At 59.3% G+C, this 24,077-nt stretch carries 19 protein-coding genes; 12 read left to right on the top strand and 7 right to left on the bottom strand.

What is annotated here, in order from left to right; all coding sequences use genetic code 11:
- Positions 1–10: 10 nt before the first annotated feature.
- Together DWV20_RS01560 and DWV20_RS01555 are read right to left on the bottom strand one after the other, a co-directional pair.
- Positions 11–652, bottom strand: a complete 642-nt coding sequence (locus tag DWV20_RS01560; RefSeq protein ID WP_117563655.1) for an RpiB/LacA/LacB family sugar-phosphate isomerase — start codon at positions 650–652, stop codon at positions 11–13.
- A gap of 207 nt (positions 653–859) precedes the next feature.
- A complete protein-coding gene (locus tag DWV20_RS01555) occupies positions 860–1,669 on the bottom strand; it encodes a gluconate 5-dehydrogenase (protein WP_118256210.1) in 810 nt (269 codons plus the stop codon).
- A gap of 447 nt (positions 1,670–2,116) precedes the next feature.
- Between DWV20_RS01555 and DWV20_RS01550 the strand changes: the two genes are divergently transcribed.
- Positions 2,117–3,370, top strand: coding sequence for an ATP-binding protein (locus tag DWV20_RS01550; protein WP_158548901.1), 1,254 nt, complete (start codon positions 2,117–2,119; stop codon positions 3,368–3,370).
- 223 nt (positions 3,371–3,593) lie between these two features.
- Here the strand turns inward: DWV20_RS01550 and DWV20_RS01545 are convergent, their stop codons facing one another.
- Entirely contained in the window at positions 3,594–4,277 is a 684-nt protein-coding gene (locus tag DWV20_RS01545; protein WP_117758208.1) for a YitT family protein, read from the bottom strand.
- A gap of 463 nt (positions 4,278–4,740) precedes the next feature.
- Between DWV20_RS01545 and DWV20_RS01540 the strand changes: the two genes are divergently transcribed.
- Entirely contained in the window at positions 4,741–5,433 is a 693-nt protein-coding gene (locus DWV20_RS01540; protein ID WP_118256209.1) for a GntR family transcriptional regulator, read from the top strand.
- Between the two features lie 391 nt (positions 5,434–5,824).
- Here DWV20_RS01540 and eda read toward each other — a convergent pair whose 3' ends face one another.
- On the bottom strand, positions 5,825–6,466 hold the full coding sequence (gene eda, locus DWV20_RS01535; RefSeq protein ID WP_118256208.1) for a bifunctional 4-hydroxy-2-oxoglutarate aldolase/2-dehydro-3-deoxy-phosphogluconate aldolase: 642 nt from the start codon (positions 6,464–6,466) through the stop codon (positions 5,825–5,827).
- A 254-nt stretch (positions 6,467–6,720) separates the two neighbouring features.
- Complete coding sequence (locus DWV20_RS01530; protein WP_118256207.1) at positions 6,721–7,755, bottom strand: sugar kinase; 1,035 nt, start codon at positions 7,753–7,755, stop codon at positions 6,721–6,723.
- Positions 7,756–7,990: 235 nt separating this feature from the next.
- Here DWV20_RS01530 and DWV20_RS01525 point away from each other — a divergent pair, with 235 nt between their 5' ends.
- The 8 genes from DWV20_RS01525 (at position 7,991) to ligA (ending at position 17,574) form a co-directional block, all read left to right on the top strand.
- Positions 7,991–9,013, top strand: coding sequence for a LacI family DNA-binding transcriptional regulator (locus tag DWV20_RS01525; RefSeq protein WP_158566273.1), 1,023 nt, complete (start codon positions 7,991–7,993; stop codon positions 9,011–9,013).
- Positions 9,014–9,147: 134 nt separating this feature from the next.
- On the top strand, positions 9,148–10,485 hold the full coding sequence (locus tag DWV20_RS01520; RefSeq protein ID WP_118256205.1) for a glutamine synthetase family protein: 1,338 nt from the start codon (positions 9,148–9,150) through the stop codon (positions 10,483–10,485).
- Positions 10,486–10,535: 50 nt separating this feature from the next.
- Entirely contained in the window at positions 10,536–11,198 is a 663-nt protein-coding gene (locus tag DWV20_RS01515) for a response regulator transcription factor (RefSeq protein WP_118256204.1), read from the top strand.
- A gap of 184 nt (positions 11,199–11,382) precedes the next feature.
- Positions 11,383–12,510 (top strand): hypothetical protein, encoded by a 1,128-nt coding sequence (locus DWV20_RS01510; RefSeq protein WP_117583360.1) that lies wholly within the window; start codon positions 11,383–11,385, stop codon positions 12,508–12,510.
- 8 nt (positions 12,511–12,518) lie between these two features.
- On the top strand, positions 12,519–12,875 hold the full coding sequence (locus DWV20_RS09835) for a hypothetical protein (protein ID WP_117648531.1): 357 nt from the start codon (positions 12,519–12,521) through the stop codon (positions 12,873–12,875).
- A gap of 3 nt (positions 12,876–12,878) precedes the next feature.
- On the top strand, positions 12,879–13,463 hold the full coding sequence (locus DWV20_RS01505) for a hypothetical protein (RefSeq protein ID WP_118256203.1): 585 nt from the start codon (positions 12,879–12,881) through the stop codon (positions 13,461–13,463).
- A 172-nt stretch (positions 13,464–13,635) separates the two neighbouring features.
- Positions 13,636–15,096: a S1C family serine protease gene (locus DWV20_RS01500; protein WP_118256202.1), complete on the top strand. Its 1,461-nt coding sequence runs from the start codon at positions 13,636–13,638 to the stop codon at positions 15,094–15,096.
- Positions 15,097–15,345: 249 nt separating this feature from the next.
- The gene (gene ligA, locus DWV20_RS01495; RefSeq protein ID WP_118256201.1) at positions 15,346–17,574 is read left to right on the top strand and encodes an NAD-dependent DNA ligase LigA; all 2,229 of its coding nucleotides are present in this window, start codon (positions 15,346–15,348) and stop codon (positions 17,572–17,574) included.
- Positions 17,575–17,631: 57 nt separating this feature from the next.
- Here ligA and DWV20_RS01490 read toward each other — a convergent pair whose 3' ends face one another.
- The gene (locus DWV20_RS01490; RefSeq protein ID WP_070097163.1) at positions 17,632–18,471 is read right to left on the bottom strand and encodes a MerR family transcriptional regulator; all 840 of its coding nucleotides are present in this window, start codon (positions 18,469–18,471) and stop codon (positions 17,632–17,634) included.
- Between the two features lie 64 nt (positions 18,472–18,535).
- Positions 18,536–19,882, bottom strand: a complete 1,347-nt coding sequence (locus DWV20_RS01485; RefSeq protein WP_055252511.1) for an MATE family efflux transporter — start codon at positions 19,880–19,882, stop codon at positions 18,536–18,538.
- 260 nt (positions 19,883–20,142) lie between these two features.
- On the opposite strand from DWV20_RS01485, the gene DWV20_RS01480 reads away from it, so the two are divergent.
- Positions 20,143–21,972: an ABC transporter ATP-binding protein gene (locus DWV20_RS01480; protein ID WP_118256200.1), complete on the top strand. Its 1,830-nt coding sequence runs from the start codon at positions 20,143–20,145 to the stop codon at positions 21,970–21,972.
- Positions 21,965–23,863 carry an ABC transporter ATP-binding protein gene (locus DWV20_RS01475; RefSeq protein ID WP_118256199.1) on the top strand — a complete coding sequence of 633 codons (1,899 nt, stop codon included), beginning with the start codon at positions 21,965–21,967 and terminating at the stop codon, positions 23,861–23,863. Before DWV20_RS01480 ends, DWV20_RS01475 begins: the two co-directional genes overlap by 8 nt.
- Positions 23,864–24,077 lie beyond the last annotated feature (214 nt).

The following is a 24,077-nucleotide window of genomic DNA, read 5'->3' as shown; positions in this document are numbered from 1 at the left end:
GTGGACCTTATTACAGCCCCAAGAGCTCCTTGACCTTGGCGATGATGGCCTCGTCGGTGGCGTTGGCAAAGAAGTACTCCTGGAAGTGCTCGCCAGCGAGGGCGCCCTTCACCAGATCCTGATCGATTTCGCCCAGGACGTCGACGAGCGGACGCATGGTCACAGCGCGCACGCCGTCGAGAATCTTCTTGTTGCGCTGCTCGGGCTCAACGCGCTCGGCGGGGTAGCCGTTGCCCGAACCAAAGCCAAAGAGCTTCTCGAAGGTGTACTCGAGGTTGAGCTCCTGGCCCCAGCCGTTCTTGAGGGCGAAGGGCATGGCGACGGCATTGCCATCGTTGACCTGGGCAAAGGTGTAGGCATCCAGCGGGTCGGCAACATGGCCGCACAGCACGCCGGGGAAGGAGTTGCAGGCGAGCATGGCGCCCTCGCCGGTGCCGCAACCGGTCACGACGTAGTCGGCAGCGCCGGAGTTGAGCAGCACGGCAGCAAGAATGCCGTTCTGCACGTAGGTGAGGGGCTTGGAGTCGGCGTCGGCATACATGCCATAGTTAAAGACGGTGTGCCCCATGGGCTCGACAACCTTCTTAAGGGCAGCCTCGATCATAGGGTTCTTGGAGTTCTGAGAATTCTCGTTGATTAGAGCGATCTTCATTTGAGTTAACCTTTCAACTAAATCTTCCAGTTTTTTGTTTCTGTGCGCGGGCGGCGGCAAAGCCAATCCGCGATGAGCTATGCGGGCGGTCGGCAGTTAAGTCTGTCGCGAGTTCCGCACGCAAAGGAAAGCACTTAATGTGCTTTCCGTCTTGCGCAGGACTGTTCGAGCAGCAGACTTAACTGCCGACCGCCTCGCCCGGTTTCCTTATTGCGGCTGTTTGCCGATGTATGCGAGGATGCCGCCGTCCACGTACAGAATGTGCCCGTTGACGAAGTTCGATGCGTCGGAAGCCAGGAACACGGCGGGGCCCTTCAGGTCCTCGGGCGTGCCCCAACGGGCGGCCGGCGTCTTGGCAATGATGAACTGGTCAAACGGGTGGCGTCTGCCGTCGGGCTGCGTCTCGCGCAGCGGTGCGGTCTGCGGCGTGGCGATGTAGCCGGGCCCAATGCCGTTGCACTGGATATTGGCCTCGCCAAACTCGGAGCAGATGTTCTTGGTGAGCATCTTGAGTCCGCCCTTGGCGGCGGCATAGCCCGCGATGGTCTCGCGGCCGAGCTCGCTCATCATGGAGCAGATGTTGATGATCTTGCCGTGACCCTTGGCGATCATGCCCGGCAGGCAGGCCTTGGACACGATAAACGGGGCATTGAGGTCGATGTCGACGACGCGACGGAAGTCCTCGGCGCTCATGTCGAGCATCGGGGTGCGCTGGATGACGCCTGCGTTGTTGACCAGAATGTCGGGCGTGGTGCCAAAATCGGCCTCGATCTTGGCGATGAGCTCGGCGACGACGGCCTCGTCGGTGACGTCGGCAACATAGCCGTGAGCATCAAAGCCCAGCTCGCGGTAGTGCTTCTCGGCCTCGGCGACCTTGTCGGCGTGACGGGCGTTAAAGGCGATCCTGGCGCCGGCTTCGCCGAGTGCCTCGGCCATGGCCATGCCGATGCCATAGGTGGCGCCGGTCACGAGCGCGACCTTGCCGTCCAGGCGGAAGCTGTCCATAAGGTTAGACATTACAATCCTTCCAAAAGAAACGTTCATCTATATAAGTCTTGCTTCTATTACAAGTTCAGTATAGGAGAAGCGGAGGAATTAAAAGTCAGGTTTTCCTAGAATCAGGTGAACGTTCACTTTTAAAAGGTGAACGGTTGCAGCCGCTCGTCGCGATATCTGCTACATGGAGTAGCGCCCGTGCGCATCGCATTTCTCCTCTCATAGATGCGCGGCGCAAGAGGTCCCGAGTTCAACACGAGCTCGGGGCCTTTTTGTTTGGATTACGGACGCATTGCCGGACGAAAACACTATGCGTTTGGTAAATAGTCGTATGAACGTGAAATTTGTATCTAGTTTCCGTACGCAAATAAGACGAAAACAGTTTGCGTCTGATTCTAAGCCGTACGCAAATGTTTTTCGTCTTATAATACGGTTCAGATGAGCATGAAAAGGAGAAGGACCGTACGTATGGTTGTCAGAGAGAGTCCTACCGTCGAATACAAGGAAAGCGTAACGCCGACGTTTCTTAAAACGGTGAGCGCCTATGCAAACTACGGGACGGGCAAGATAGAGTTTGGCGTTGACGACGGTGGTGTTGCAGTCGGTCTTTCTGACCCGGTTGCGGAGTGTCTGCGCATCGAGAACATGATTAATGACAGTCTGGATCCTGCGCCTCGTTACACGCTCGAGCTCGACGAGAACCGCGGAACTGTAACGCTTACGGTTTACGAGGGGCAGGACAAGCCCTATCGAAGCAAGGGGAAGGCCTACAGGCGAAATGATTCGGCGACGGTAGAGGTCGACCGTTTTGAATACGGCAGGCTGACGCTCGAAGGCAGCAATCTGACGTTCGATGCGCTCACCTCGGCTCGCCAGGACCTGAGTTTTCATACGCTCGAACACAAGTGCATCGAGCATCTAGGCATTTCTGAGCTCACGTCGGATATCATGCGAACGCTTCGCCTGCTCGGCAAGGATGGCTATACCAATGCCGCGGCGATATTGGCGGATAACAACGAATTTCCGGGCATCGACTGCGTTCGTTTTGGCGACACCGAGGACGTGCTTTTAGATCGTGAGACGACGACGGGCCTGTCTGCAATTGAGCAGGTTGATAGAGCAGTTGCCATGTTCGCGCGCTACTATCGTTATGAGCGCATCGAAGGTGTCGAGCGTGTTCAGACCGACCGGATTCCCCTCGAGGCATTCCGCGAGGCAGTTGCAAACGCTCTAGTGCATCGGACGTGGGACGTGCAAGCGAATGTTCAGGTTGCTCTGTATGATGATCGCGTCGTTGTGACTTCACCCGGGTCGTTGCCCGCTGGCTTGACGACGGAGCAATACCTGTATGGACAGATATCCGTGCTCAGAAATCCCATCGTTGCCGAGGTCTTCTTAAAGTTGGACTATATCGAGAAGTTTGGAACGGGAATTGCGCGCATTAGGCGTGCCTATCGCGATTCGATTAATCAGCCGGTCTTTGATATTCGTGGCGGCGTGGTAGCTGTCGCGTTGCCCGTTACCGATGCCTTTGAAGGGTCTGGAGAAGAGGCTCAGGTTCTTAAGGCCTTGTCGGGCGGACGAATTATGTCGCGAAGTGAGATTGAGAAACAGACGGGGCTGAGCCGTGCGCGAACATTGTCCGCGCTCGAATCTCTGCTCAGCCGAAACGCGATCATGAAACAGGGGACAGGCCGCGCCACGAAATACGAGCGAGCGTAGTCCGAAAGACCTGTGTTACCAGGCAGGCCCCAAGCCGCGAATGGCTTGGGGCCTTTTGCATGCCGGCTGGCAATGGACCAATTTATGTCAAGTTATAGCAACATATAGCTCCGCTTGCGGGGTTTGCGACGGGCTATTCCTCATCGTCCGTATAGCGCGTGCGTCGTTATTTGCGACATCGATATGCCGGGCACTCGAGCCTCGTTTGCTCCGCGGCTGTTCGCTATTTGGCGCCAAACGCCATGCGGACGAATCGCTGGGCAAACAGCTTGTTGGCGAAGTTGATGATGTGGCCCAAGAACAGTGCCGAGATGGCGGTGGTTACGCCAAAGCCGCCTAAGTTGTGCATGCATACCAGCGACAGCGTGAGCGAGGCGGCGACATGCGAGCAATCGAACATGACCTTTACGTCTCCAAAACGGCGCTTGAGCTTTTCCGCAATGACCTGCACCAAGCCGTCGGGTGCGTTGGGGACAACGCCCATGTTGACGACGAGACTGACGCCAAATGCGGTGATAGCGAGGGAGAGCAGCATGGTCGCAACCTGCGCGGGGAGCGCCGTGGGATGCAGCGGGTTGAACGCCATGAACAGATCGGTGAAGCCGCCCATTAGCGTTGAAAAGCAAAGCTCGAGCAAAATGCGCGGTTGAAATTCGCGTCGCAAGATGGCGAGCTGCGCCGCGATGTAAGCGACATAGGTAGTTGTAATCCAAAAGCCGAGCGTCTTGCCCGTGAGCATGGATAGGGTCGTGGCAAAGCACGTGAGCGCGGCGACGCCCAGGCCAGATGCCGTCTGGAGGCTCATACCGAGTGCCAGCACGGCAACGCCCGCCAGATACATCAGCATTCTTATGACGGTATGACGCCAGTCGATCTTCTCGCCATGCATGATGATGAGCGGTCGCATGCTGCTGCATCCTTTCGATTGAAGGATATTTAAAGAGAAATGTCTGACCTGGGCCGGCAAAAAGAGGGTTATCGGAGGCACTGCCTCAACGGCAGAAAAGCCGGCCCCATGGTCAGTCGTCTAGGAATGTCTCGTTGTGCCAGAATGGGACTGAAGGGCTCAACGAGACGGGAAGAAAGCAAATGGCATGGCATGGGCAATAGGATGCCAAGATGGTAGGGTGCGTCTTAGCATCCTATTGCCCAGGCTTGACGAAATCGGTTTCGTTGAGATTTAGTATACGCATGGGAATCCATTTGCAAAGCGAAATAGAAGAAATTAGGTGAACGTTCACCTAATTGCAACAACTTATCGGTCAAAAGCCGAATCCCGGCCCTACCCCTCAAACATCGCCGTGGGATGGGGGATGCGATAGTATTACGTGGAGTTATTCGACAAACCGTGGGCTTCATCCGAGGGCTTTATGGAACAGCACCAGCATTATCAGAGCCTGCAAGATCAGGCATACAACGCATTACGCTCCAAGATCATCTATGCCGAGCTCAAGCCCGGCACGCGCCTTTCGGCGATTGGTCTGGAAAAGGAGACGGGGATCGGGCGCACGCCAATTCGCGAGTCCTTTGTGCGCCTGCGCGAGCAAGAGCTGGTGGAAACGCGTCCCAAGAGCGGCACCTACGTCTCTAAGATCAGCATGGAACACGCCGAGAATGCCTGTTTCTTGCGCGAGAAACTCGAAAGAAGCGTACTCATTAAATGTTGTTCGGCTGCCACGTCCGAGCAAAAGCATCGGCTCGAGCAGATTCTTGCCGAGTCCGAGTCGCTCGACCATAGCGAGACGCGTCGCTTTTTCGACTTGGATAACCTGTTTCATGAGACGTGTTTTGAGATTGCCGGTCGTCACATGCTGTGGGATTGGATGAAGAGCGTCAACACGCATTTTGAGCGATACAACTGGTTGCGTATGGTGTCGCAGGATCTGGATTGGGAGCCGATTCGTCGACAACATCGTCGGATTCTCGAGGCCATTAAGAGGGGCGATACCGACACGGCGAGCTACCTGGCAGAGACGCACTTGCACCTGATGCCCGAGGAGCAGGGTCCGGTTATCGCCTTGCATCCCGACTACTTTGAGCTGTCCAAAGACTCGGCCATCTAACTCGCCCCTACATTAGTTGCGGTGAAATAAGGATTGTTTTGCGGCTCTGACGGCGTAAACAGTCCCTATTTCACCGCAAGTGCTGGGACACATCGGGGCATGAAAAAGCTGCGGCGCCGCTTGGAGGAAAAGACCGGAAGCAAGGGTCCATTCCTTCAGGCGGCGCCGCAGCTGTTTTGGTGGCTCGGCTTTTGTCGAAGTGGCTCAGCTGGGCGCGACTACCAGCCGAGTAGGAAAAGCGGCTCGGGGGCGTGTCGCTTCCGTCACGTTCTATCAGCATACAAGACGGTTTTGGTTCTTGTTCGTGACGGAAACGGCGCGCTTCCGAGCCGCTTTAAAAGAAAGGGGGCGAGGTCTAGGACACGCCCCCTTTCACGATAGAGAGCTAAACCTAGCCGCGGACCTTCTTGACGACGTCCATGGCCTCGCGGGCGATCTGCTCGACCTTGGAGAAGTCGCCGTCGGCGAACAGAGCCGGCTTGACCATCCAGGTGCCACCACAGGCGATGATGGCGCTGGAGCTCAGGTACTCCTCGACGTTGGCGGTGCTCACGCCGCCGGTGGGCATAAAGCGATGACCGACAAACGGAGCGGCGAGGGCCTTGATGGTGTTCAGGCCACCATACTGAGCCGCGGGGAAGAACTTGGTGATCTTGAGGCCCAGGTTCTCGGCCGCGGTGACCTCGGAGGGGGTCACGGTACCGGGAAGGACGGGCAGGTCGATGTCGATGCAGTGCTTCACGACGTCCTCGTTGTAGCCCGGGGAGACGATGAACTTGGCACCGGCGGCGCGGGCCTGCTCAACCTGCTCGACAGTCAGGACGGTGCCGGCGCCAACGCACATCTCAGGCTCGGCCTCGGCCATGGCGGCGATGCACTCGGCGGCGCAGGCGGTGCGGAAGGTGACCTCGGCGGACTTCATGCCTGCTGCCATAAGGGCGTGGGCGAGCGGAGCGGCGTCCTCGACCTTGTCGAGCACGACGACCGGCACGATGCCCAGGGACTCAAGCGTGGTGTAGAACTGATCGAACATGATGTTCCTTTCGATGTACGGCGCGCGCGGGCGCGTGATTGCCAAATATGCTGGTCATGAGCCGGTTTTGGATTGGTTATCGGAGGCACTGCTTGGGGTCACAAGCAATTCCAAAACCGGCTGCGCGACCAGTCGTGTAGGAAATGCCAGGCAAAACCGGAATGGGACTGGTGGTTTTGCCCGACCGGAGGAATCGGGGAGCGGGCCGCAGAGGTATGGGTATGGAAAGCTGCGGCCCGCGGAATGGGGACGGCTTAGCGCGCGACGCGAGTGCCACCGTCGGCGGCGGATGCCACGGCTGCGATCTCGTCTGCGGTCACCAGGTTGGAATCGCCCTTGATGGTGAGCTTGAGGATCGAGGCCGCAATCGCGTAGTTGACGGCGTCCTGCGGGTCGAAGTCGTTGATGAGGGCATGGACGAGGCCGGCGTTAAAAGCGTCGCCGGCGGCAACGCCCTCGAGCACGTGCACATCGTGAGCAGGGGAGAACCAGTGCTCGCCGCTCTCGGCGTCAAAGAGCATGCCCATCCAGATGGAGCGCTCGACGCAGGAGATGTTGCGGACGACCGAGGCAACCTTCTTGCAACCGTACTCGGCGCAGATCTGACGGGCCATCTCGACGTAGGTGTCGCGCTCCTCGATGCCGTGGGCAAGGGAGCCGGAGACGCAGGTCATACCGAGACCGGCAGGAGCGTCCTCGTCGTTGGCAATGCAGATGTCAACGAGCGGCAGGAGTTCCTTCATGGTGGCCTGCGACTTCTCGGGCGACCACATCTTGCCGCGATAGTTCACGTCGCACACGGTGGTGATGCCTTTGGCGCGGCAGGCGGTGAGGGCATCCTTGCAGGCGGCGGCCATCTCGTCGGAGACGGCGGGCGTCACGCCGGAGAAGTAGAAGACGTCGATGCCCTTGAGGATCTCGTCCCAGTCAAAGACGTCGCGCTTGGCCATGTTGATGGCAGAGTACTTGCGGTCGTAGACGCAGCCGTTGCCGCGCTGCGAGGCGCCGACCTCAAACACATAGGAGCCAAGACGGTCGCCCTGGCGCACGACGCGCGAGGTATCGACGTCGTAGACCTTCAGCGAACGCAGGGCGCACTCGCCCAGACGGTTGGCCGGGACAACGGAGACGTAAGCGGCCTTGTCACCCTGGTAGGCCAGGGAAAGGGCGGTGTTGGCCTCGGCACCGCCGTAGCGGACATCAAACTCGGTGGCCTGCTCAATGCGCAGGTGATCTTTGGGCGAGAGCCTCATCATGATCTCGCCGAAGGTAAGAACCGTTTTACCCATGGTCGCGCAGCTCCTTCTTGCTCGTGCGTTCACCTTTGATATGGCGTTGGCACGGAGGTGCCAAGACGGTAGGGTGCATCTTTGCACCTCCGTGCCAACGCTTGCCGAAATCGGTTTACGAAATCGGTTTCGTTTCGAGTTGTAGTATACTCATCTACAACGTTTTGCAAGCGGGATTTTTAAAAAAATGCCTAAAATGGCTCAGACTGCCGACAATTGGGAAACGGGGTGCGCTATGGCGCAGATGAGAATCAAGGACATTGCCGCCGAGGCGGGCGTGAGCCCGGCCACGGTCTCGCGCTATCTCAACAACCGCCCCGGGCAGATGACCGAGGAAACCCGCGCTCGCATCGCGGCAGTTATCGAGCGCACCGGCTATCGTCCACGTGCCGCCGCGCGCAATCTGCGCAGCTCGCGTACCAACCTCATCGGCGTGATTTTGGCCGACATCGCCAACCCGTTCTCGAGCGCCATGCTCGAAGGGCTTTCCGCCAGTGCCGCCGCGCGCGGCTGCTCGCTCATGACGGCCATTAGTGGCAACGACCCCGCCAAGGAGGCAGAGTCGCTCACCAGACTTATCGATGCCGGCGTGGACGGCCTGGTCGTCAACACCTGTGGCGGCAATGACGAGGCAATCGCCGCGGCAGCGGGACGCTTGCCCGTCGTGCTGCTCGACCGCGATATTGCCGCCGGCGGTGTCGATCTGGTGACTTCCAACAACCGTGAACTGGTCGCCGGCCTGGTAGACGCCTTGGCTGTCGCGGGCAGCGAGCGCCTGTGTCTGCTCACCGAGGCAAGCGACGACAGCCCTGTGCGTCGCGAGCGTGCCGAGGCCTTTGTCGACGAGCTTTCGCGCCGCGGCCTGGCCGGCGAGGTCGTCACCCTGGCCGACGGCGGTGCCACGGGCGTTGGTCGCTTAGACGAGACTATTCGCGACAACGCAGGTAAAAAGCTCGGCCTTATCGCCGTCAACGGCTTGGTCTTCCTACGTCTGACCGAGGCGCTGGCACAGCTGGGACCTTCGTTGCCGGCTGGGCTCAAGATCGCGACATTTGACGATTACCCTTGGAACCATGTGCTCTTTGGCGGCGTGACCACGGCCGCGCAGGACACCCTCGCCATCGCCGAGCGCGTGGTCGAGCGTCTGTCCGAGCGCATCGATGTGGTCACCACCACGGTGGGCGAGGCCGCAAGGCTGGCTCCCAAGCGCATGGAGATCCCCGGCCGCATCGAACACCGCGCTTCGACCTCGCGCTAGCCGCTCGTTCGCAACGGCCTGCTCAAGCACGTTTTTTGAGCGCTTGATACGCTTTAACCCTGCGGAAACATTTTTCTGCGATAGTATCTGCGATATAGACCAGTCGAAACCCGCCCGAAAGAAAGGGGAGCGACATGAACCAGCAGAACATCGATTACGTACTCCGCTCCGTAGAGCAACGTGACATCCGCTTTGTTCGTCTGTGGTTTGTCGACATTCTCGGCCGCCTCAAGAACTTTGCCATTAGCCCCGAGGACCTCGAGGTCGCTTTTGAGGAGGGTATTGGCTTTGACGGCTCCGCCATCGAGGGCTTTGCCACGCCCGAGGAAGCCGACATGCTGGCGTTTCCCGATGCTTCGACCTTCCAGATTTTGCCGTGGCGCCCGAGCCACAACGGCGTCGCCCGCGTGTTCTGCGACGTGTGCACTCCCGATCGCAAGCCGTTTGCCGGTGACCCGCGCGATGCGTTGCGTCGCATGTTCCGCAAGGCCGAGAAAGCTGGCTATCTGCTCAACGTGGGCGCCGAGCTGGAGTATTACTACTTCCCCGACGAGCACACGCCCGAGCCGCTCGACAACGTGGGCTACTTCGATCTTTCGGTGAGCGATGCCGCTCGCGACCTGCGTCGTAACACGGTCCTCACGCTCGAGAAGATGTCCGTGCCCGTGGAGTACACCTTCCACGCCGCCGGTCGCTCGCAGCACGGCATGAGCCTGCGCCACGCCGAGGCCCTGAGCATGTCCGATGCCATCACCACGGCCAAACTCATCATTAAGCAGCAGGCCTACGAGAGCGGTTGCCACGCCTCCTTTATGCCCAAGCCGTTGGCGGGCGAGGATGGCAGCGCTATGTTCCTGTGCCAGTCGCTATTCGACCACGACGGCAACAACGTGTTTTGGGGCGAGGACGACGAGAAGTACCATCTCTCCGACGTCGCCAAGCACTATATGGCCGGCATTCTGGCGCATGCCCGCGAGATCAGCGCCATCACCAACCCCACGGTCAACTCGTACAAACGCATCACCACGGGTGGCGACTCCGTGCCGCAGTACGCCACGTGGGGCCTGCGCAACCGCGCGAGCATGGTCCGCATCCCGGTCTACAAGCCCGGCAAGCAGCTGTCCACGCGCATCGAGCTTCGTAGCCCCGACCCCATGGCCAACCCGTACCTGGTCAACGCCGTCACGCTGGCGGCTGGTCTGGACGGCATCGAGCGCAAACTGGAACTCCCGCCCGAGGCCACGGCCGAGACGCTCAAGCTCACCGGCCGTCAGATGCTCGAGGCCGGCTACACGCCACTGCCGCGCTCGCTCAAAGAGGCGCTCGACGTGTTTGAGGACTCGCAGTTTATGAAGGATGCCCTCGGCGAGCACATCCACAGCTTCTTCCTCAAAAAGAAGCGCGACGAGTGGCATAAGTTTGAGTCTACGATCACCGAGTGGGAGATCAAACACTACCTGGCGAACTCCTAATCGCGCTGGCTTGTTCCAGTACGATTGAGCTCATTTCTTTGGAGGCCGATATGTCCGAAAAGAGTGCCCTGTTCATGGCGCGCACGACGCGCTTCCACGAGTTTGCCCGCAGCTTGACGACCACCCTGGGTGTCGAGGTGAGCCTGGCAACTCCCGATTCACCGACTGCGGCGCACGACTTTGACCTGCTGATCCTCGACTCCGACGGCATCCGCAGCGACCGCATCGATCAGATTGCCAAGTGGCTTGACGATCGCGGCGGCGTCCCCATGTTGGTGATTGTCGACGACGAGGCGCTCGGCACCCTGCGCCTGCCGAATCACGCGCATGCCGACTTTGTATGCCCCACGGCGACGCCCAACGAGCTTAAGGCTCGTGCACAGCGCCTGATGGGCGAGGAGGAGACCGTCGCCGCCGACGATGTGCTCAACATCGACAACCTCGAGATCAACCTGGCCACCTACCAGGTGACGCTCGATAACGAGCCCATCGACCTGACGCTGATGGAGTACTCGCTGCTGAGCTTTTTGGCGACGCATCCCAACCGTGCCTACAGCCGCGAGGTGTTGCTGCACCGCGTGTGGGGCTTTGAGTACTGCGGCGGCACGCGCACCGTCGACGTGCACATTCGACGCATCCGCTCCAAGGTGGGCCCGCAGATCGCGGCACATATCACCACCGTCCGCGGCGTGGGCTATCTGTTTAAGGACTAGCAAGTAAATAGAGGGCAATGTGAGGGTACCGGAGATTTCTCCAGTACCCTTTTCTCGTTTAGGGCGAAAAGAAGACCTTTCACCGATTAAAAGTGTGTCAGTAAAAACAATATCAAACGTATAGCACTATCTAGCGAATATCATTTAGTTACCGTATCTCCCTACTACACGGATGGAGGAAGAAATGCGTTATTCGAGAAAGGTGATTGTCGGATTCATAGTGTTGCTTGCCGCCCTGATGTCTCCAAGGTTGGTTTTTGGAGACGACGACTTGGTCCGTGTCACACCGCAAATAGCTGTGGAGCAAGCGCAGGCTTTCTTTGATGATGTATCGGATGAGCCGGTGACCGCTTGTGACCCAGTAAAAATGGTGAATTCCGATGGGGAATCAATCGGGTATATCGTTCGTGCGAAGCGGGATGACGTTAACTATGGCTACGTCGTATTTGATTCAGAGCGATCTTGGTGGATCAGCGAATACTGCTTGGCTCCGAACGCTCTTTTACCTATCGAGAGTGCAAGCGAAGAAATTGCACTCCTCGCATCCTCGGATAACGTCGTTGCGTTAAAGATTGACGAGCTAACTGTTGGCGTTGCCGACTTAGATAAAAACATTGTTTTAGACGCAAGTGGAAAAAAAGTACCAAATAAATTGTCCTCGGGAGGCAATCGCAGCGGATCGCCGGAACATTTCGATGACGTTTTTGTATCTGCCAAGGATTTGTATAAACAGGGATATGTTGTTGATGCGAGCAAAACGGTTTCGGGAATAATAACGCCAACGCAAACAGAAGTTATCAAAGAAACGGGGACTTATGCTTGCGCTGTTTCGGCAATGTTTGCAGTTAGCAGTCACTATGTGACTTTGAACCGCCTTAAATTGTCCGATTTATACTCGGAGCTTTGGAGGCTGTCGGGGACATGGGAAGAAGAAGAAAAGAAATATGATCAAGCGACTGGTCTGTACTTTACTCAAGGCAAGACTTCTCCTGACAAACCCGCTCCGGCCTTAAAGGAGTTTTGTGCAAGACGAGGCAAGGAGCTTGAGACGTCATTCGTTTGGTATCCGTCATGGGATTCCTTTAGGGTGAATACCGACTCGGGGAATCTGAGTATTTTCTCTGGAAGGCTCCGGTCAAATGGCAGCGGGCACGCAATGGCAGTTGTGGGCTACGTGGCGATGCATAACACATACTCGAATGCCAAGAAGTACCTGCTTGTTGTTTGGAATGGATGGACAAACCAGCTACAGTTTCTTCCATATGACGTATCAATTTACACGTCTCACGATGGCACATATTGCAAGGGTTGATTGTACTCGTGAACGGCGACAAGTTCATTCGAAGGGCAATGCTCCTATTGGTGCTTTCCTTTGCTTTGCTCACCGCAGCGAGCTTCTTTCTGTTAAGGGCGACTAATGGGGGAGAAAACGACACGGTTGTTGCAGTCGAGGTGCGCGCTCTATCGGATGTTCATAACGGGCAATTTGAGGCGCTTATGCCAAGTGGTTGCCGTAAGAGAATCGATATGCGCCGTAAGTCAAGTTCCGGATATGTCTCAGGGTTGAAAGCAGGTGATAAATGGATTCTAGTTTTTGTGGAAGATAAGGAACTTGACGGGACTGTTCTGTATCCCCATTCAGCTGAGAAAGTCAAATCAAGTAGACAAGGGGAATGAAGAATGATTGATAGAAAGCAGTTCTTAGGTCTGATGGCGGGGGCTCCTATTTTGATGCGAGCCGGGATGGCAGAAGCCGTGGAGTTGCCGGACGCTCAGAAGCGATTGACGCTCGTGGTCGACACGGTGGTCAGAGATGAAAATGGCAATGAAAAAACGCGAACAAGAAGCAGAGAGACTATTTTCACGCCAGAGAGCAAAACTGTGTCTGCCGACGCTATGGCCGGTGATGTCATAACAATCCAGAGGGAATCAGATGAAACGTTGCCGCTGCTTGCCAAGATTGAGCTCACAGTCGCTTACTATAACGATAAAACAGAAATTGAGATTCGTTCCGGAAAGTACTCGATAGTCCAAATCGATCCGCTTGTGATGTATGCAAACGCTTGGTATGCGCTCATGCAGAAAGATAAATATGTGATGAACTACTTCACAGAAAGCGAAGCATCATATGAAACGGGGTGGGGGCCAACGCCATACGATGCGGAGAAGGATAAGTGGACGTGCGGATCGGGTATGGGCGCGACGATTACAGACTTTATTAACGATTCAACATATAGTTTTGCTATCGACTGCTATATCGAATAGACATGACGGCATAAAACGAATTGGCCTATAAGCATGTCATTACTTAAGCAAAGCTGAAATCTTGGCATCTAGTGCTCGGGACTGCCCAGCTTGGGGTACAACTCAACGTGAACAATGATGGCCCGCCACGTGTTTGGCGGGCCTTTGGTTATTTGACGAAAGGATCGCAGCTATGAGCGAGAACGATTCCCAGCGTCCCCAGGATGCGGGCAATGCCGGCGAGACTCAGCAGCAACCGCGCGTGCAGGTGGAGTCAACGCCTGCCGACAGCAACATTCCCTACGTGCAGGCCTACGACACTCAGACCGGCAAGCCGTTGGGCGGCCAGCAGGTTGTAAACAAGCACACAGTGGTCAAGACCAAGACCAAAAAGCTGCCGATCTTTATTACGGCGCTTGCCGGTTGTGCCTGCGGCGCCCTGCTGGTCATCGCGCTCATTATGAGTGGCACGCTCAACATTGGCGGCGGAAAGAATGCCGTGACGGCGGGTGCTTCGGGTTCGTCGACGCAAAAGATTACAATCGACTCCGAGGACACCACACTTGCCGAGGCCGTTTCTGCCAAGGCCCTGCCCTCCGTCGTTTCCATCACCGCCACTTCGAGCGGTAGCCAGAATGGCTCGCTTTCGCAGTCTGCCGACGAGTCGGACAGCTCGGGCAGCGTCGGCTCGGGCGTTGTGCTCGATACCGAGGGCCACATCCTCACCAACAACCACGTGGTCGATGGTTACGACCAGTACGTGGTTACCATGGACGACGGCACCACGTACGAGGCCGAGTTCGTGGGCAACGACGCTTCGAGCGACCTGGCCGTCATCAAGCTCAAGGACGCCGACGCCTCCAAGCTCACGCCGATTGAGATTGGTGATTCCTCCAAGCTCAACGTGGGCGAGTGGGTCATGGCGATCGGCTCGCCCTTCGGCAACGAACAGTCTGTCTCCACCGGTATCGTCTCGGCGCTGTATCGCTCCACGGCCATGAGCTCTACCAGCGGCAACACCATCTATGCCAACATGATCCAGACCGATGCCGCCATCAATCCGGGCAACTCCGGCGGCGCGCTCGTCAACGACAATGGCGAGCTTGTGGGTATCAACTCGCTTATCGAGAGCTACTCGGGCTCCAGCTCGGGCGTGGGTTTTGCCATTCCGGTTAACTACGCCAAGAACATTGCCGACCAGATCATCGACGGTAAGACGCCGGTGCATCCGTACATGGGCGCTACGCTTTCGAGCGTCAATGCGCTTAACGCCCGCACCAACAAGTTGAGCACCGATAGCGGCGCGTATGTGGCGAGCGTCGTTGAGGATGGTCCTGCCGCCAAGGCCGGCATTCAGGAGGGCGACGTCATCACCAAGCTGGGCGACGATGAGATTTCGAGCGCCGATGGCCTGATCATCGCACTGCGCAGCCACGAGGTGGGTGAGAAGGTCGAGATCACGCTCATGCGCGGCAAGGAAGAGAAGAAGGTCACCGTCGAGCTGGGCTCCGACGAGGAGCTGCAGAACCAGCAGCAGGACGACAGTTCGACCGACACCGGCAACGGCGGTATTACCGACGAGCAGCTGCGCCAGTACCTGGAGGAGCTGCTGGGCCAGCAAGGTCAGGGTCAGGGCAACGGTCAGGGTTTCTAACGAGCCGTTTCGCACATATCGAGCCAGAGGGGGGCTGTTCCGCCAACGCGGGACAGCCCCCTCTTTTCCTATTGATCCGTTGGGACAGAGGAAAACGGATCATTTAGAGCTGATAAAAGCATGGTTTAATCGCGCGACCCACCCCAGTCTGGCGGCTGCCGATTCGGTGCGGTTTGAGACCGCTATTCGGCCCCGTTGCGACCGGTGGTACTCTAGTGTCCGTTTGAAATCGAGCGAAGGAGTACCGCTATGGAGCAATCGAGCCTGTTTGGTGACGGTGTGGATATCGATACCGAAGCGCCCGCGAGCGCGGATGCCGCCGCACTGACCGATGCTCGTGCCCAGGCGGCAGCGCGCGCGGCCGAGCTGCGCCACGAGCTCGATTACCACGCCTACCGTTACTACATGCTTGATGCGCCCGAGATCACGGACGCCGCCTTTGACAAAATGCTCGTTGAGCTGCAGGAGATCGAGGCGGCCTATCCTGACCTGGTGACGCCCGACAGCTATACCCAGCGCGTGGGCGGCTACGTGAGCGAGCAGTTTACGCCGGTCACGCATATGGCGCGCATGTATTCCATGGACGATGCCATGGACCTGGACGAGCTCGACGCGTGGCTCCAGCGCACTGAGGATGCGCTCGGTGCCGGCAGCGTCACCTATACCTGTGAGCTCAAGATCGACGGTCTGGGCGTGGCGCTTACCTACCAAAACGGCACCTTCGTACGTGCGGCCACACGTGGCGATGGCACCACGGGCGAGGACGTATCGCTTAACGTCCGCACCATCAAGGATGTGCCCATGCACCTGTCCGAGCCGGCGCTTGCTCATATGGGCGCCGACCGCGAGCGTGCCATCGAAGTGCGCGGCGAGGTCTATATGCCCAAAGGCAGCTTTGTCCGTCTGAATGAAGAGGCCGATGCCGAGGGCCGCGACCCCTTCGCCAACCCGCGCAACGCCGCCGCCGGATCGTTGCGCCAGAAGGATCCCAAGGTCACGGCGCGCCGCGACCTGGCCACCTTTATCTACGCCATTGCCGATACCGATCCGCTGCACGTCCACAGCCAGCGTGAGTTCCTCGACTGGCTGCGCAGCGCCGGTTTTAGCGTCAACCCCAACGTGGCCCGCTGCGCCACGCCGGCCGAGGTCCACGAGTTCTGTGCCCAGGCCCTCGAGCATCGCGGCGACTTGGACTACGACATCGACGGCGTGGTCGTAAAGGTCGACAGCTTCCAGCAGCAGCTCGACCTGGGCTTTACTGCTCGCGCACCGCGCTGGGCCATTGCCTTTAAGTTCCCGCCCGAGGAAAAGCAGACCGTCCTACGCGAAATTCGCATCCAGGTGGGCCGCACCGGTGTGCTCACGCCGGTCGCCGAGTTCGACCCGGTGACGGTTGCCGGCTCCACCATCGCGCGCGCCACGCTGCACAACATCGACGAGATCCGTCGTAAAAACGTGCGCGAGGGCGATACCATCATCGTGCACAAGGCGGGTGACGTGATTCCCGAGGTCGTGGGGCCGGTGCTCGACAAGCGCCCGGCCGATTCGGTCGACTGGCACATGCCCGAGGTCTGCCCCGTGTGCGGTAGCCCCGTGGTCCACGAGGACGGCGAGGTGGCATACCGCTGCGTGTCCATCGACTGCCCCGCGCAGCTCAAGGAGCGCCTGCTCCACTGGGTGAGCCGCGGCTGTATGGACGTCGATGGCCTAGGCGACGAGATCGTCGACAAGATGATCGCCGCCGGGCTGATTCACGACGTCGCGGACTTCTACCAGCTCACGGTGGACGACATCGCCGGACTGGACACGGGCCGCACCTATGCCAGCTCCAACAGCAAAAAGGGCGTCAAGAAGGGCGACCCCATCCCGGTGGGACTCAAGACGGCCGAGAAAATCATCGCCGAGCTCAACAAGTCCAAGAGCCAGCCACTCGGTCGCGTGCTGTTTGCCCTGGGTATCCGCCACGTGGGCAAGAGTGTGGGCGAGGTCATCGCCGAGCGATTTCTGTCGATCGACAAGCTCATCTTGGCGAGCGAAGAGGACATCGCCGAGTGCGAGGGCATCGGTCCCAAGATTGCGGCGAGCGTCAAGCAGTTCCTGGCCGTGCCCGAAAACCTTGCCGTGCTGGAGCGCCTGCGCCAGGCGGGCCTGTCGCTCGAGGTCGACTTGGGCGCCGCGCATGCACAAGCCGCAGCCGACGCGGGCGTGGCGGGCGAGCTCGCCGATGCACAACCGCTCGCGGGTCTGACCTTCGTGCTCACCGGCACGCTCGTCAACCGCACCCGCGACGAGGCGGGCGCGGCGCTCAAGGTGCTCGGCGCCAAGGTTTCGGGCAGTGTTTCAAAGAAGACGAGCTATCTGATCGCCGGCCCCAAAGCAGGCTCCAAGCTCACCAAGGCCGAGCAGCTGGGTGTGCCCGTACTGGACGAGGATGCGCTCGAGCGGATCTTGGCTACTGGCGAGGTGCCCCGGGCTTAGCGCATCGATAACCAAAGTGAAGATCCGCCCGGAAGCACGATGCCTTCCGGGCGGTTCTTACTTTGCTGGGGCAACCGGCACCGTGATCTGCGTTACGTAGGTTGCCGGGTCGTCGCTGATGATGTCATCGATAAGGGCGATCTCGCGCGAAGGCCCGGTGGGCGCCAGGTTGTGCTCGCGCATATAGCCGAGCAGCTGCTTATAGCGCGGGGCTGCTTGCCCGTGCGTGCCGCGGAAGCTTATGGTCAGGCAGCGCGCGGCAGGTCGCGTCTCAACGTCGCCCAAGTAATCATCGGTGTCATCGAGCAGCAGGAAGACCTCGTCGTAGCCATCAAAGTCGCCGGCGGCGAGGCGTTCGGGCGCGATGCCCACACCCAGATTGCCCAGATAGGCAAAGGTTTCGTGCTGCCCCTGCTGAAGCTGGCGGATATGCCATCCCAGCGAATAGGCGTCGGTGGGATTGACGCGCTCGTGCAGCGTGGCGCAGCGAAGTTCGGGTTCCTCGATTTCGCTAATGGTGTCGAGATCAGCATTCAAAGCGCCATGAAGCAAGGCAAGCCGCTGGTCAATCTTGCGCGACATGCGCTCCAACTCACGCCGCCTGTGCTCAATTAACTCCTGTTGCTTGGTCAGTTGCCGTTGTATCAAATCCATATCGCGCGTAGTGACAAACTCGCGAATCTGCGCCAGCGGCAAGTCGAGAACGCGCAGGTTGCCGATGGTGTTGAGGGTGGAGAGCTGCCGCGATCCGTAGTAGCGGTACCCACTTGCCGGATCGACATATGCCGGCTCCAACAGCCCCATCTGCTCGTAATGACGCAGTGTGCCCACGCTTAAATTGAGCAGGCGCGCCACCTCGCCAATGCGGAGCAGGCCCTCGGTGTGTTCACTTGGCATGTCGGTCACAGGACCACTCCTTTCGGTAAAAACAGGGGAGAGGCGCTAGGCCCGCGTCGCCCCGCTACGCCACCAGCTTGTCAAAAGCCCCGCGCCGGTTGAGCACGGTAAATGCAATCACGCAGATGCCCGCCGACAGAATCGACCCGCACGGCGAGGCGATGCCCATGGGGAACAGCGTGTCGGAATAGGCGTTCGACAGCAGCCATGCGCCGGGCACGCGAATGAGCACCACGGCCAGCACGTTGTGCGCAAAGCCAATGTAGCTCTTGCCATACGCAGCGAAAAAGCCGCTAAAGCAAATGTGGATGCCGGCAAAGATCGCGTCGAAAATATAGCTGCGCATATAGCCGGTACCGGCGGCGACTACTGCAGCGTCCTTGGCAAAAAAGCCGATAAACGCCGGCGCCACCAGCCACATCAGCACCGTGATCAGGCAGCCGTACACCACCGAGATGGTCATGGCGTCCTTGAGTACCTGACGCGCGCGATCGCCCTTGCCCGCGCCGGCATTTTGCGCCGTGAGCGCGCTGACGGTAGCGCCCATGGAACTCGGCACAATGAACAAAAAGCTGATCATCTTTTCGACCAGGCCCACGGCGGCGGCGTCGACCAGACCGCGGTGGTTGGCGATGACGGTGATGAACATAAACGCCACCTGGATGCAGCCGTCCTGCACGGCCACGGGCACGCCGATCTTAAGAATGCTACCGAGCACCTCGGGCTGGGGGCGCAGGTCGCTGCGCTTAACGTGGATGTTCGTGCGGCGGCTCTTGAGCCACACGAGCGCGAGGGCAACGCTGGCCGTCTGCGCGGTCACCGTGCCGAGCGCCGCGCCCACGGGGCCGAGCCCCATGTGGCCGATAAACAGAAAATCGAGCGCGATGTTGATGATGCATGCCACGCCAATTACGTACATGGGCGAGCGCGAATCGCCCAGCCCGCGAAAGATGGCCGAAAGAATGTTGTACGCGGCGATAAAGGGAATGCCGATAAAGCAGATACGCAGGTAGGCGGCAGTGCCTTCGACGGCTTCGGCGGGAGTGCCAATGAGCGCCACGATCTGCGGGCAAAGCGCGAGCAGGACAGCGGCCAGTACCACCGAGACACCCATAAAGAGCGTGATGGTATTGCCGATGGCGGTCTCGGCGCGGTCAAACCGGCGCGAGCCCACGGCGTGGCCGACGATAACCGTCGTTCCCATGGCCAGGCCCACGAGCGTCACGGTAATGATATAGAGCGTCTGCGCGCCATTGCCTACGGCGGTGATGCCGGCGGCGCCGCTGAACTGCCCCATCATGTACAGGTCGGCCATGCCGTAGAGCATCTGCAAAAAGTACGAGAGCATATAGGGCAGGGCAAAGACCGCGATGGTCTTGAGGACATTGCCGCGTGTGAGGTCGTGTTCCATGGGCGGGGCTTTCTGGCTGGGCTTGTTTACGTACCAGTGTAGTGAAAACCCTACAACGATTATAGAGTCAAGGTTTATGTTGGCAGCGGGGCGAAAAAAGTCGCGCTCGCGTTCATTTCCAATTGAATACAGAGATGCACCTTGCGAGCTTAGCGCCTGCACTAGCCTTGCAGAAATCGATTTCGGAACACTTGACACCGCCGCACGGCGCGCCATAATACGTGGGTTTGCGAACAACGTTTGATGGGGGATGAACCTGCGTGCGCAATCTCAAGATTTTGTTTTCCTATCTGGGGGCATACCGCCGCGACGCCATGCTCGGCGTGTTCTTTGTGACTGCCGAGACGGCGCTCGAGCTGTTTATCCCGGTCATCATGGCAAATATCATCGATGTGGGCGTGCCCGCGGGCGACATCAACTACATGCTGTTACAGGGCACGTATATGCTGGTATGCGCCGCATGTTCGCTGGTACTTGGCTTGGGTTATGCACGCACGTCCGCCCGCGTTGCCTCGGGGCTGGGCGCTAACCTGCGCGAGGCCGAGTATCGCAAGATCCAGACGCTCGCTTTTGGCAATCTGGACAACTACGACGCCAGCTCGCTCGTCACGCGCATGACCACCGATATCACCGTCATCCAAAACGCCATCGGCAACGGCTTTCGCCCCATGGTGCGCGGCCCCGTGACGCTCATCGTCGGCTTGGTCTATGCGCTGGTGCTGTCGCGTCCGCTTGCTACGGTATTCGCGATCATCCTGCCGGTGTTGGCGATCGTACTGGGCGTTATCACCTATCGCGTCAGTCCGCTCTACCGCCAGCTGCAGACCTCGATGGACCATCTCAACGGTGTGGTGCAGGAGGACCTCACCGCCGTGCGCGCCGTCAAGGCTTACGTGCGCGCCGAGCACGAGTGCGACAAGTTCGACACCGTCAATACCGAGCTCGCCGGCACGGCGACCAAGACTTTCGGTACCGCTGTGCTCAACCTGCCGGTGTTCCAACTCTCGATGTACGTGGCTGCGCTCTCGATCTTGTGGATTGGCGGCCGCATGATCATCGAAGGTCGCTTGGGCGTGGGCTCGCTCACGGGCTTTATGAGCTACGTGCTGCTGATCATGAACTCGCTCATGATGATTTCCAACGTGTTTTTGCTGCTCACCCGCGCACTTGCCAGCGTGGAGCGCATCTCACGGGTGCTCGACGAGCGTTCGCTTATCCAAGCGCCCGACGCTGCCGCTGCCGTGCACGGGGTGGCCGACGGAAGCATCGAGTTTCGCGACGTGTCGTTTAAGTACCGCGCGGATGCTGCCGAGGATGTGCTCGAGCATATTGACCTTTGCATTGAGGCAGGCTCCACGGTGGGCGTGCTCGGCGGCACGGGCTCGGGCAAGAGTTCGCTTGTGCAGCTGATCGCGCGCCTGTACGACGCCACCGAAGGCGCCGTACTCGTGGGCGGGCGCGATGTGCGCGATTACGACCTGGTTGCCCTGCGCGACGCGGTGGGCATTGTGCTGCAAAAGAACGTGCTGTTTACGGGTACCGTGCGCGAGAACCTGCAGTGGGGCGCGCCCGATGCCACCGACGAGGAGCTCCTGCGTGCCTGCCGGGCGGCATGCGTGGACGAGTTCCTGGATCGCATCGGCGGCCTTGACGGCTATCTGGGCCCGGGCGGTGCCGGTGTCTCGGGCGGGCAGAAGCAGCGCCTGTGCATCGCGCGTACATTGCTCAAGCATCCGCGTGTGCTCATCTTTGACGATTCGACCAGCGCGGTCGATATGGCGACCGACGCCAAGATCCGCGAGCATATCGCTCAGATTCCCAACACGACGGTGATTGTCATTGCGCAGCGCATTGCGAGCGTCATGGATGCCGCCCGCATTATTGTGTTGGACGACGGCCGTGTCCACGGCGTGGGCACGCATGAGGAGCTGCTGGCGGGCGACAACATCTACCAGGAGATTTATGCCTCGCAGATGGAGTTCGCTGGGAACGCAGACACCGGCGACGGCTGCGACGATCGCTGCGCGAACGATCCGTTTTCCTTCGCCCCCAGCGGATTACCCTTGGAAGGGGGTGAGCGCCATGCCTAAGACCGCAGCCCAAGCACGCCCGGCCGACCTCAAGCGCACTGTGCGCCGCCTGCTCTCCTACATGGGGCATGCCAAGTTCTCGTTGCTCGCGGTGGGCGTGCTCGCCTCCGTCGCCGCCATCGCGAGCCTCGCCGGCACCTACATGGTGCGCCCCATCGTTAACGGTTTGGCCACGGGCGGGGAGGAACTGCTTGCCAAGCAGGTCATCCTGACGGCGATCATCTACGCCGCGGGCGTGCTCTCGGCCCTGGGCTACTCACAGATCATGGTGCGCGCGGCCCAACGCGTGGTGTCCGATATTCGCCGCGACCTGTTCGCGCACATCCAGACGCTGCCGCTCAGTTATTTTGACAGCACGCGCTCGGGCGACATCATGAGCTTTTTCACCAACGACGTCGACACCGTCTCCGAGGCGCTCAACAACAGCTTTGCCAACGTGATTCAGGCCGCCATTCAGGTTGTGGGCACCACGGCCATGCTCATCATCCTTAACTGGCAGCTCACGATTATCACGCTCGTGTGCGATGCGGCCATTGTGCTGTATGCGCGCTACTCGGGCGCGCGCTCTAAGCGCTTCTTTGCCGCCCAGCAGGCATCGCTTGGCGACCTGGACGGATATGTCGAAGAGATGGTCTCGGGCCAAAAGGTCATCAAGGTCTTTAATCACGAGGCAGCGAATGTCGCCGGCTTTACCCGCCGCAACGACGAGCTTCGCCGCACCGGCACCGCCGCCGTGAGCTATGCCAACTCCATGGTGCCCATGACCGTCGTGATTGGCTATGTCAACTATGCTATCGTCGCCGTGGCGGGCGGCATACTCTGCATCAAGGGGCTCGCCGACGTAGGTGCGCTCGCGAGCTACCTGGTCTTTGTGCGCCAGGCGGCCATGCCCATCAACCAGTTTACGCAGCTGGGCAACTTCTTGCTCAACGCGTTGGCCGGCGCCGAGCGCCTGTTTGCCGCCATGGATCTTGAGCCCGAGGTGGACGAGGGCTGCGTGGAGCTGGTGCAGACGGGCGACGCCGCGTGGGCATGGAAGATTCCCGAGGGCCAGGGCGTGGGCGCGTACGGGCACCTGCATGATGTGGCTGCCGTTGATGAGTCGGGCCGCGCGGTGTCTGCCGGCGGTACCGAGCTCACGTGCGGTTTGGTTCCGCTTGCCGGCGACGTGCGCTTCCATGCCGTGGACTTTTCCTACGTGCCGGGCACCCGTGTGCTCACGGACCTCAACCTGTTTGCCAAGCCGGGCCAAAAGATCGCCTTTGTGGGCTCCACAGGCGCCGGTAAGACGACCATCACCAACCTCATCAACCGTTTCTACGAGGTCGATGATGGTGAGATCACGTACGACGGCATTGACGTCAAGCACATTGCCAAGGCCAGCCTGCGCGGGTCGCTCGGCATTGTGCTGCAGGACACGCACCTGTTTAGCGGCACCATTGCGCAGAACATCCGCTTTGGCAAGCTCGACGCGACCGACGAGGAGGTGCGCGCCGCTGCCGAGGCAGCCTGCGCCGACTCGTTTATCCGCCGCCTGCCTAGAGGCTACGACACGCCGGTCACGGCCGACGGCGCCAACCTGTCGCAGGGCCAGCGCCAGCTGCTCGCCATCGCGCGCGTTGCGGTAGCCGATCCGCCGGTGCTCATCCTGGACGAGGCCACTTCGAGCATTGACACGCGTACCGAAAAGCTCATCGAGCGCGGTATGGACCGCATCATGCGCGGACGCACCACGTTTATGATTGCGCACCGCCTGTCCACCGTCCGCGACGCCGACGCCATCATGGTCCTCGAACACGGCCGCATCATCGAGTGCGGCACGCACGAAGAACTGCTCGCCCAGCACGGCGAGTACTGGCAGCTGACGCATGGCTTAAAAGAGTTGGACTAACCCGTTCGAGCACGATGCTTTGACCCCTCCGTGCCTCTCACCTCGCTTCAAACCATCACAACATTCGACGTTTTTTGCCAAAATCGGGAAAAGCATCGAATGTTGTGATGGTTTTTCTACCACTCGACCGGGTGGAATCGCTTTCTCGCGCACGAAGGTGTGCGGACCCGTGGGCAGGGGAATAAGGTTGGTTATCCGACTCCATTGGAGGGCT

Origin of the sequence: Collinsella sp. AF02-46-1 (genome assembly GCF_003465825.1) — a bacterium.
In the GTDB taxonomy this organism is placed as follows: domain Bacteria; phylum Actinomycetota; class Coriobacteriia; order Coriobacteriales; family Coriobacteriaceae; genus Collinsella.
Note: the sequence above shows the minus strand (reverse complement) of the source record. Positions and strands in the feature narration are given on the sequence as shown.

Bases quoted from the DNA above. Each gene is read 5' to 3' on its own strand.
- DWV20_RS01560 (WP_117563655.1), bottom strand. From the start codon at position 652: ATGAAGATCGCTCTAATCAACGAGAATTCTCAGAACTCCAAGAACCCT.
- DWV20_RS01555 (WP_118256210.1), bottom strand. From the start codon at position 1,669: ATGTCTAACCTTATGGACAGCTTCCGCCTGGACGGCAAGGTCGCGCTC.
- DWV20_RS01550 (WP_158548901.1), top strand. From the start codon at position 2,117: ATGGTTGTCAGAGAGAGTCCTACCGTCGAATACAAGGAAAGCGTAACG.
- DWV20_RS01545 (WP_117758208.1), bottom strand. From the start codon at position 4,277: ATGCGACCGCTCATCATCATGCATGGCGAGAAGATCGACTGGCGTCAT.
- DWV20_RS01540 (WP_118256209.1), top strand. From the start codon at position 4,741: ATGGAACAGCACCAGCATTATCAGAGCCTGCAAGATCAGGCATACAAC.
- eda (WP_118256208.1), bottom strand. From the start codon at position 6,466: ATGTTCGATCAGTTCTACACCACGCTTGAGTCCCTGGGCATCGTGCCG.
- DWV20_RS01530 (WP_118256207.1), bottom strand. From the start codon at position 7,755: ATGGGTAAAACGGTTCTTACCTTCGGCGAGATCATGATGAGGCTCTCG.
- DWV20_RS01525 (WP_158566273.1), top strand. From the start codon at position 7,991: ATGGCGCAGATGAGAATCAAGGACATTGCCGCCGAGGCGGGCGTGAGC.
- DWV20_RS01520 (WP_118256205.1), top strand. From the start codon at position 9,148: ATGAACCAGCAGAACATCGATTACGTACTCCGCTCCGTAGAGCAACGT.
- DWV20_RS01515 (WP_118256204.1), top strand. From the start codon at position 10,536: ATGTCCGAAAAGAGTGCCCTGTTCATGGCGCGCACGACGCGCTTCCAC.
- DWV20_RS01510 (WP_117583360.1), top strand. From the start codon at position 11,383: ATGCGTTATTCGAGAAAGGTGATTGTCGGATTCATAGTGTTGCTTGCC.
- DWV20_RS01505 (WP_118256203.1), top strand. From the start codon at position 12,879: ATGATTGATAGAAAGCAGTTCTTAGGTCTGATGGCGGGGGCTCCTATT.
- DWV20_RS01500 (WP_118256202.1), top strand. From the start codon at position 13,636: ATGAGCGAGAACGATTCCCAGCGTCCCCAGGATGCGGGCAATGCCGGC.
- ligA (WP_118256201.1), top strand. From the start codon at position 15,346: ATGGAGCAATCGAGCCTGTTTGGTGACGGTGTGGATATCGATACCGAA.
- DWV20_RS01490 (WP_070097163.1), bottom strand. From the start codon at position 18,471: ATGCCAAGTGAACACACCGAGGGCCTGCTCCGCATTGGCGAGGTGGCG.
- DWV20_RS01485 (WP_055252511.1), bottom strand. From the start codon at position 19,882: ATGGAACACGACCTCACACGCGGCAATGTCCTCAAGACCATCGCGGTC.
- DWV20_RS01475 (WP_118256199.1), top strand. From the start codon at position 21,965: ATGCCTAAGACCGCAGCCCAAGCACGCCCGGCCGACCTCAAGCGCACT.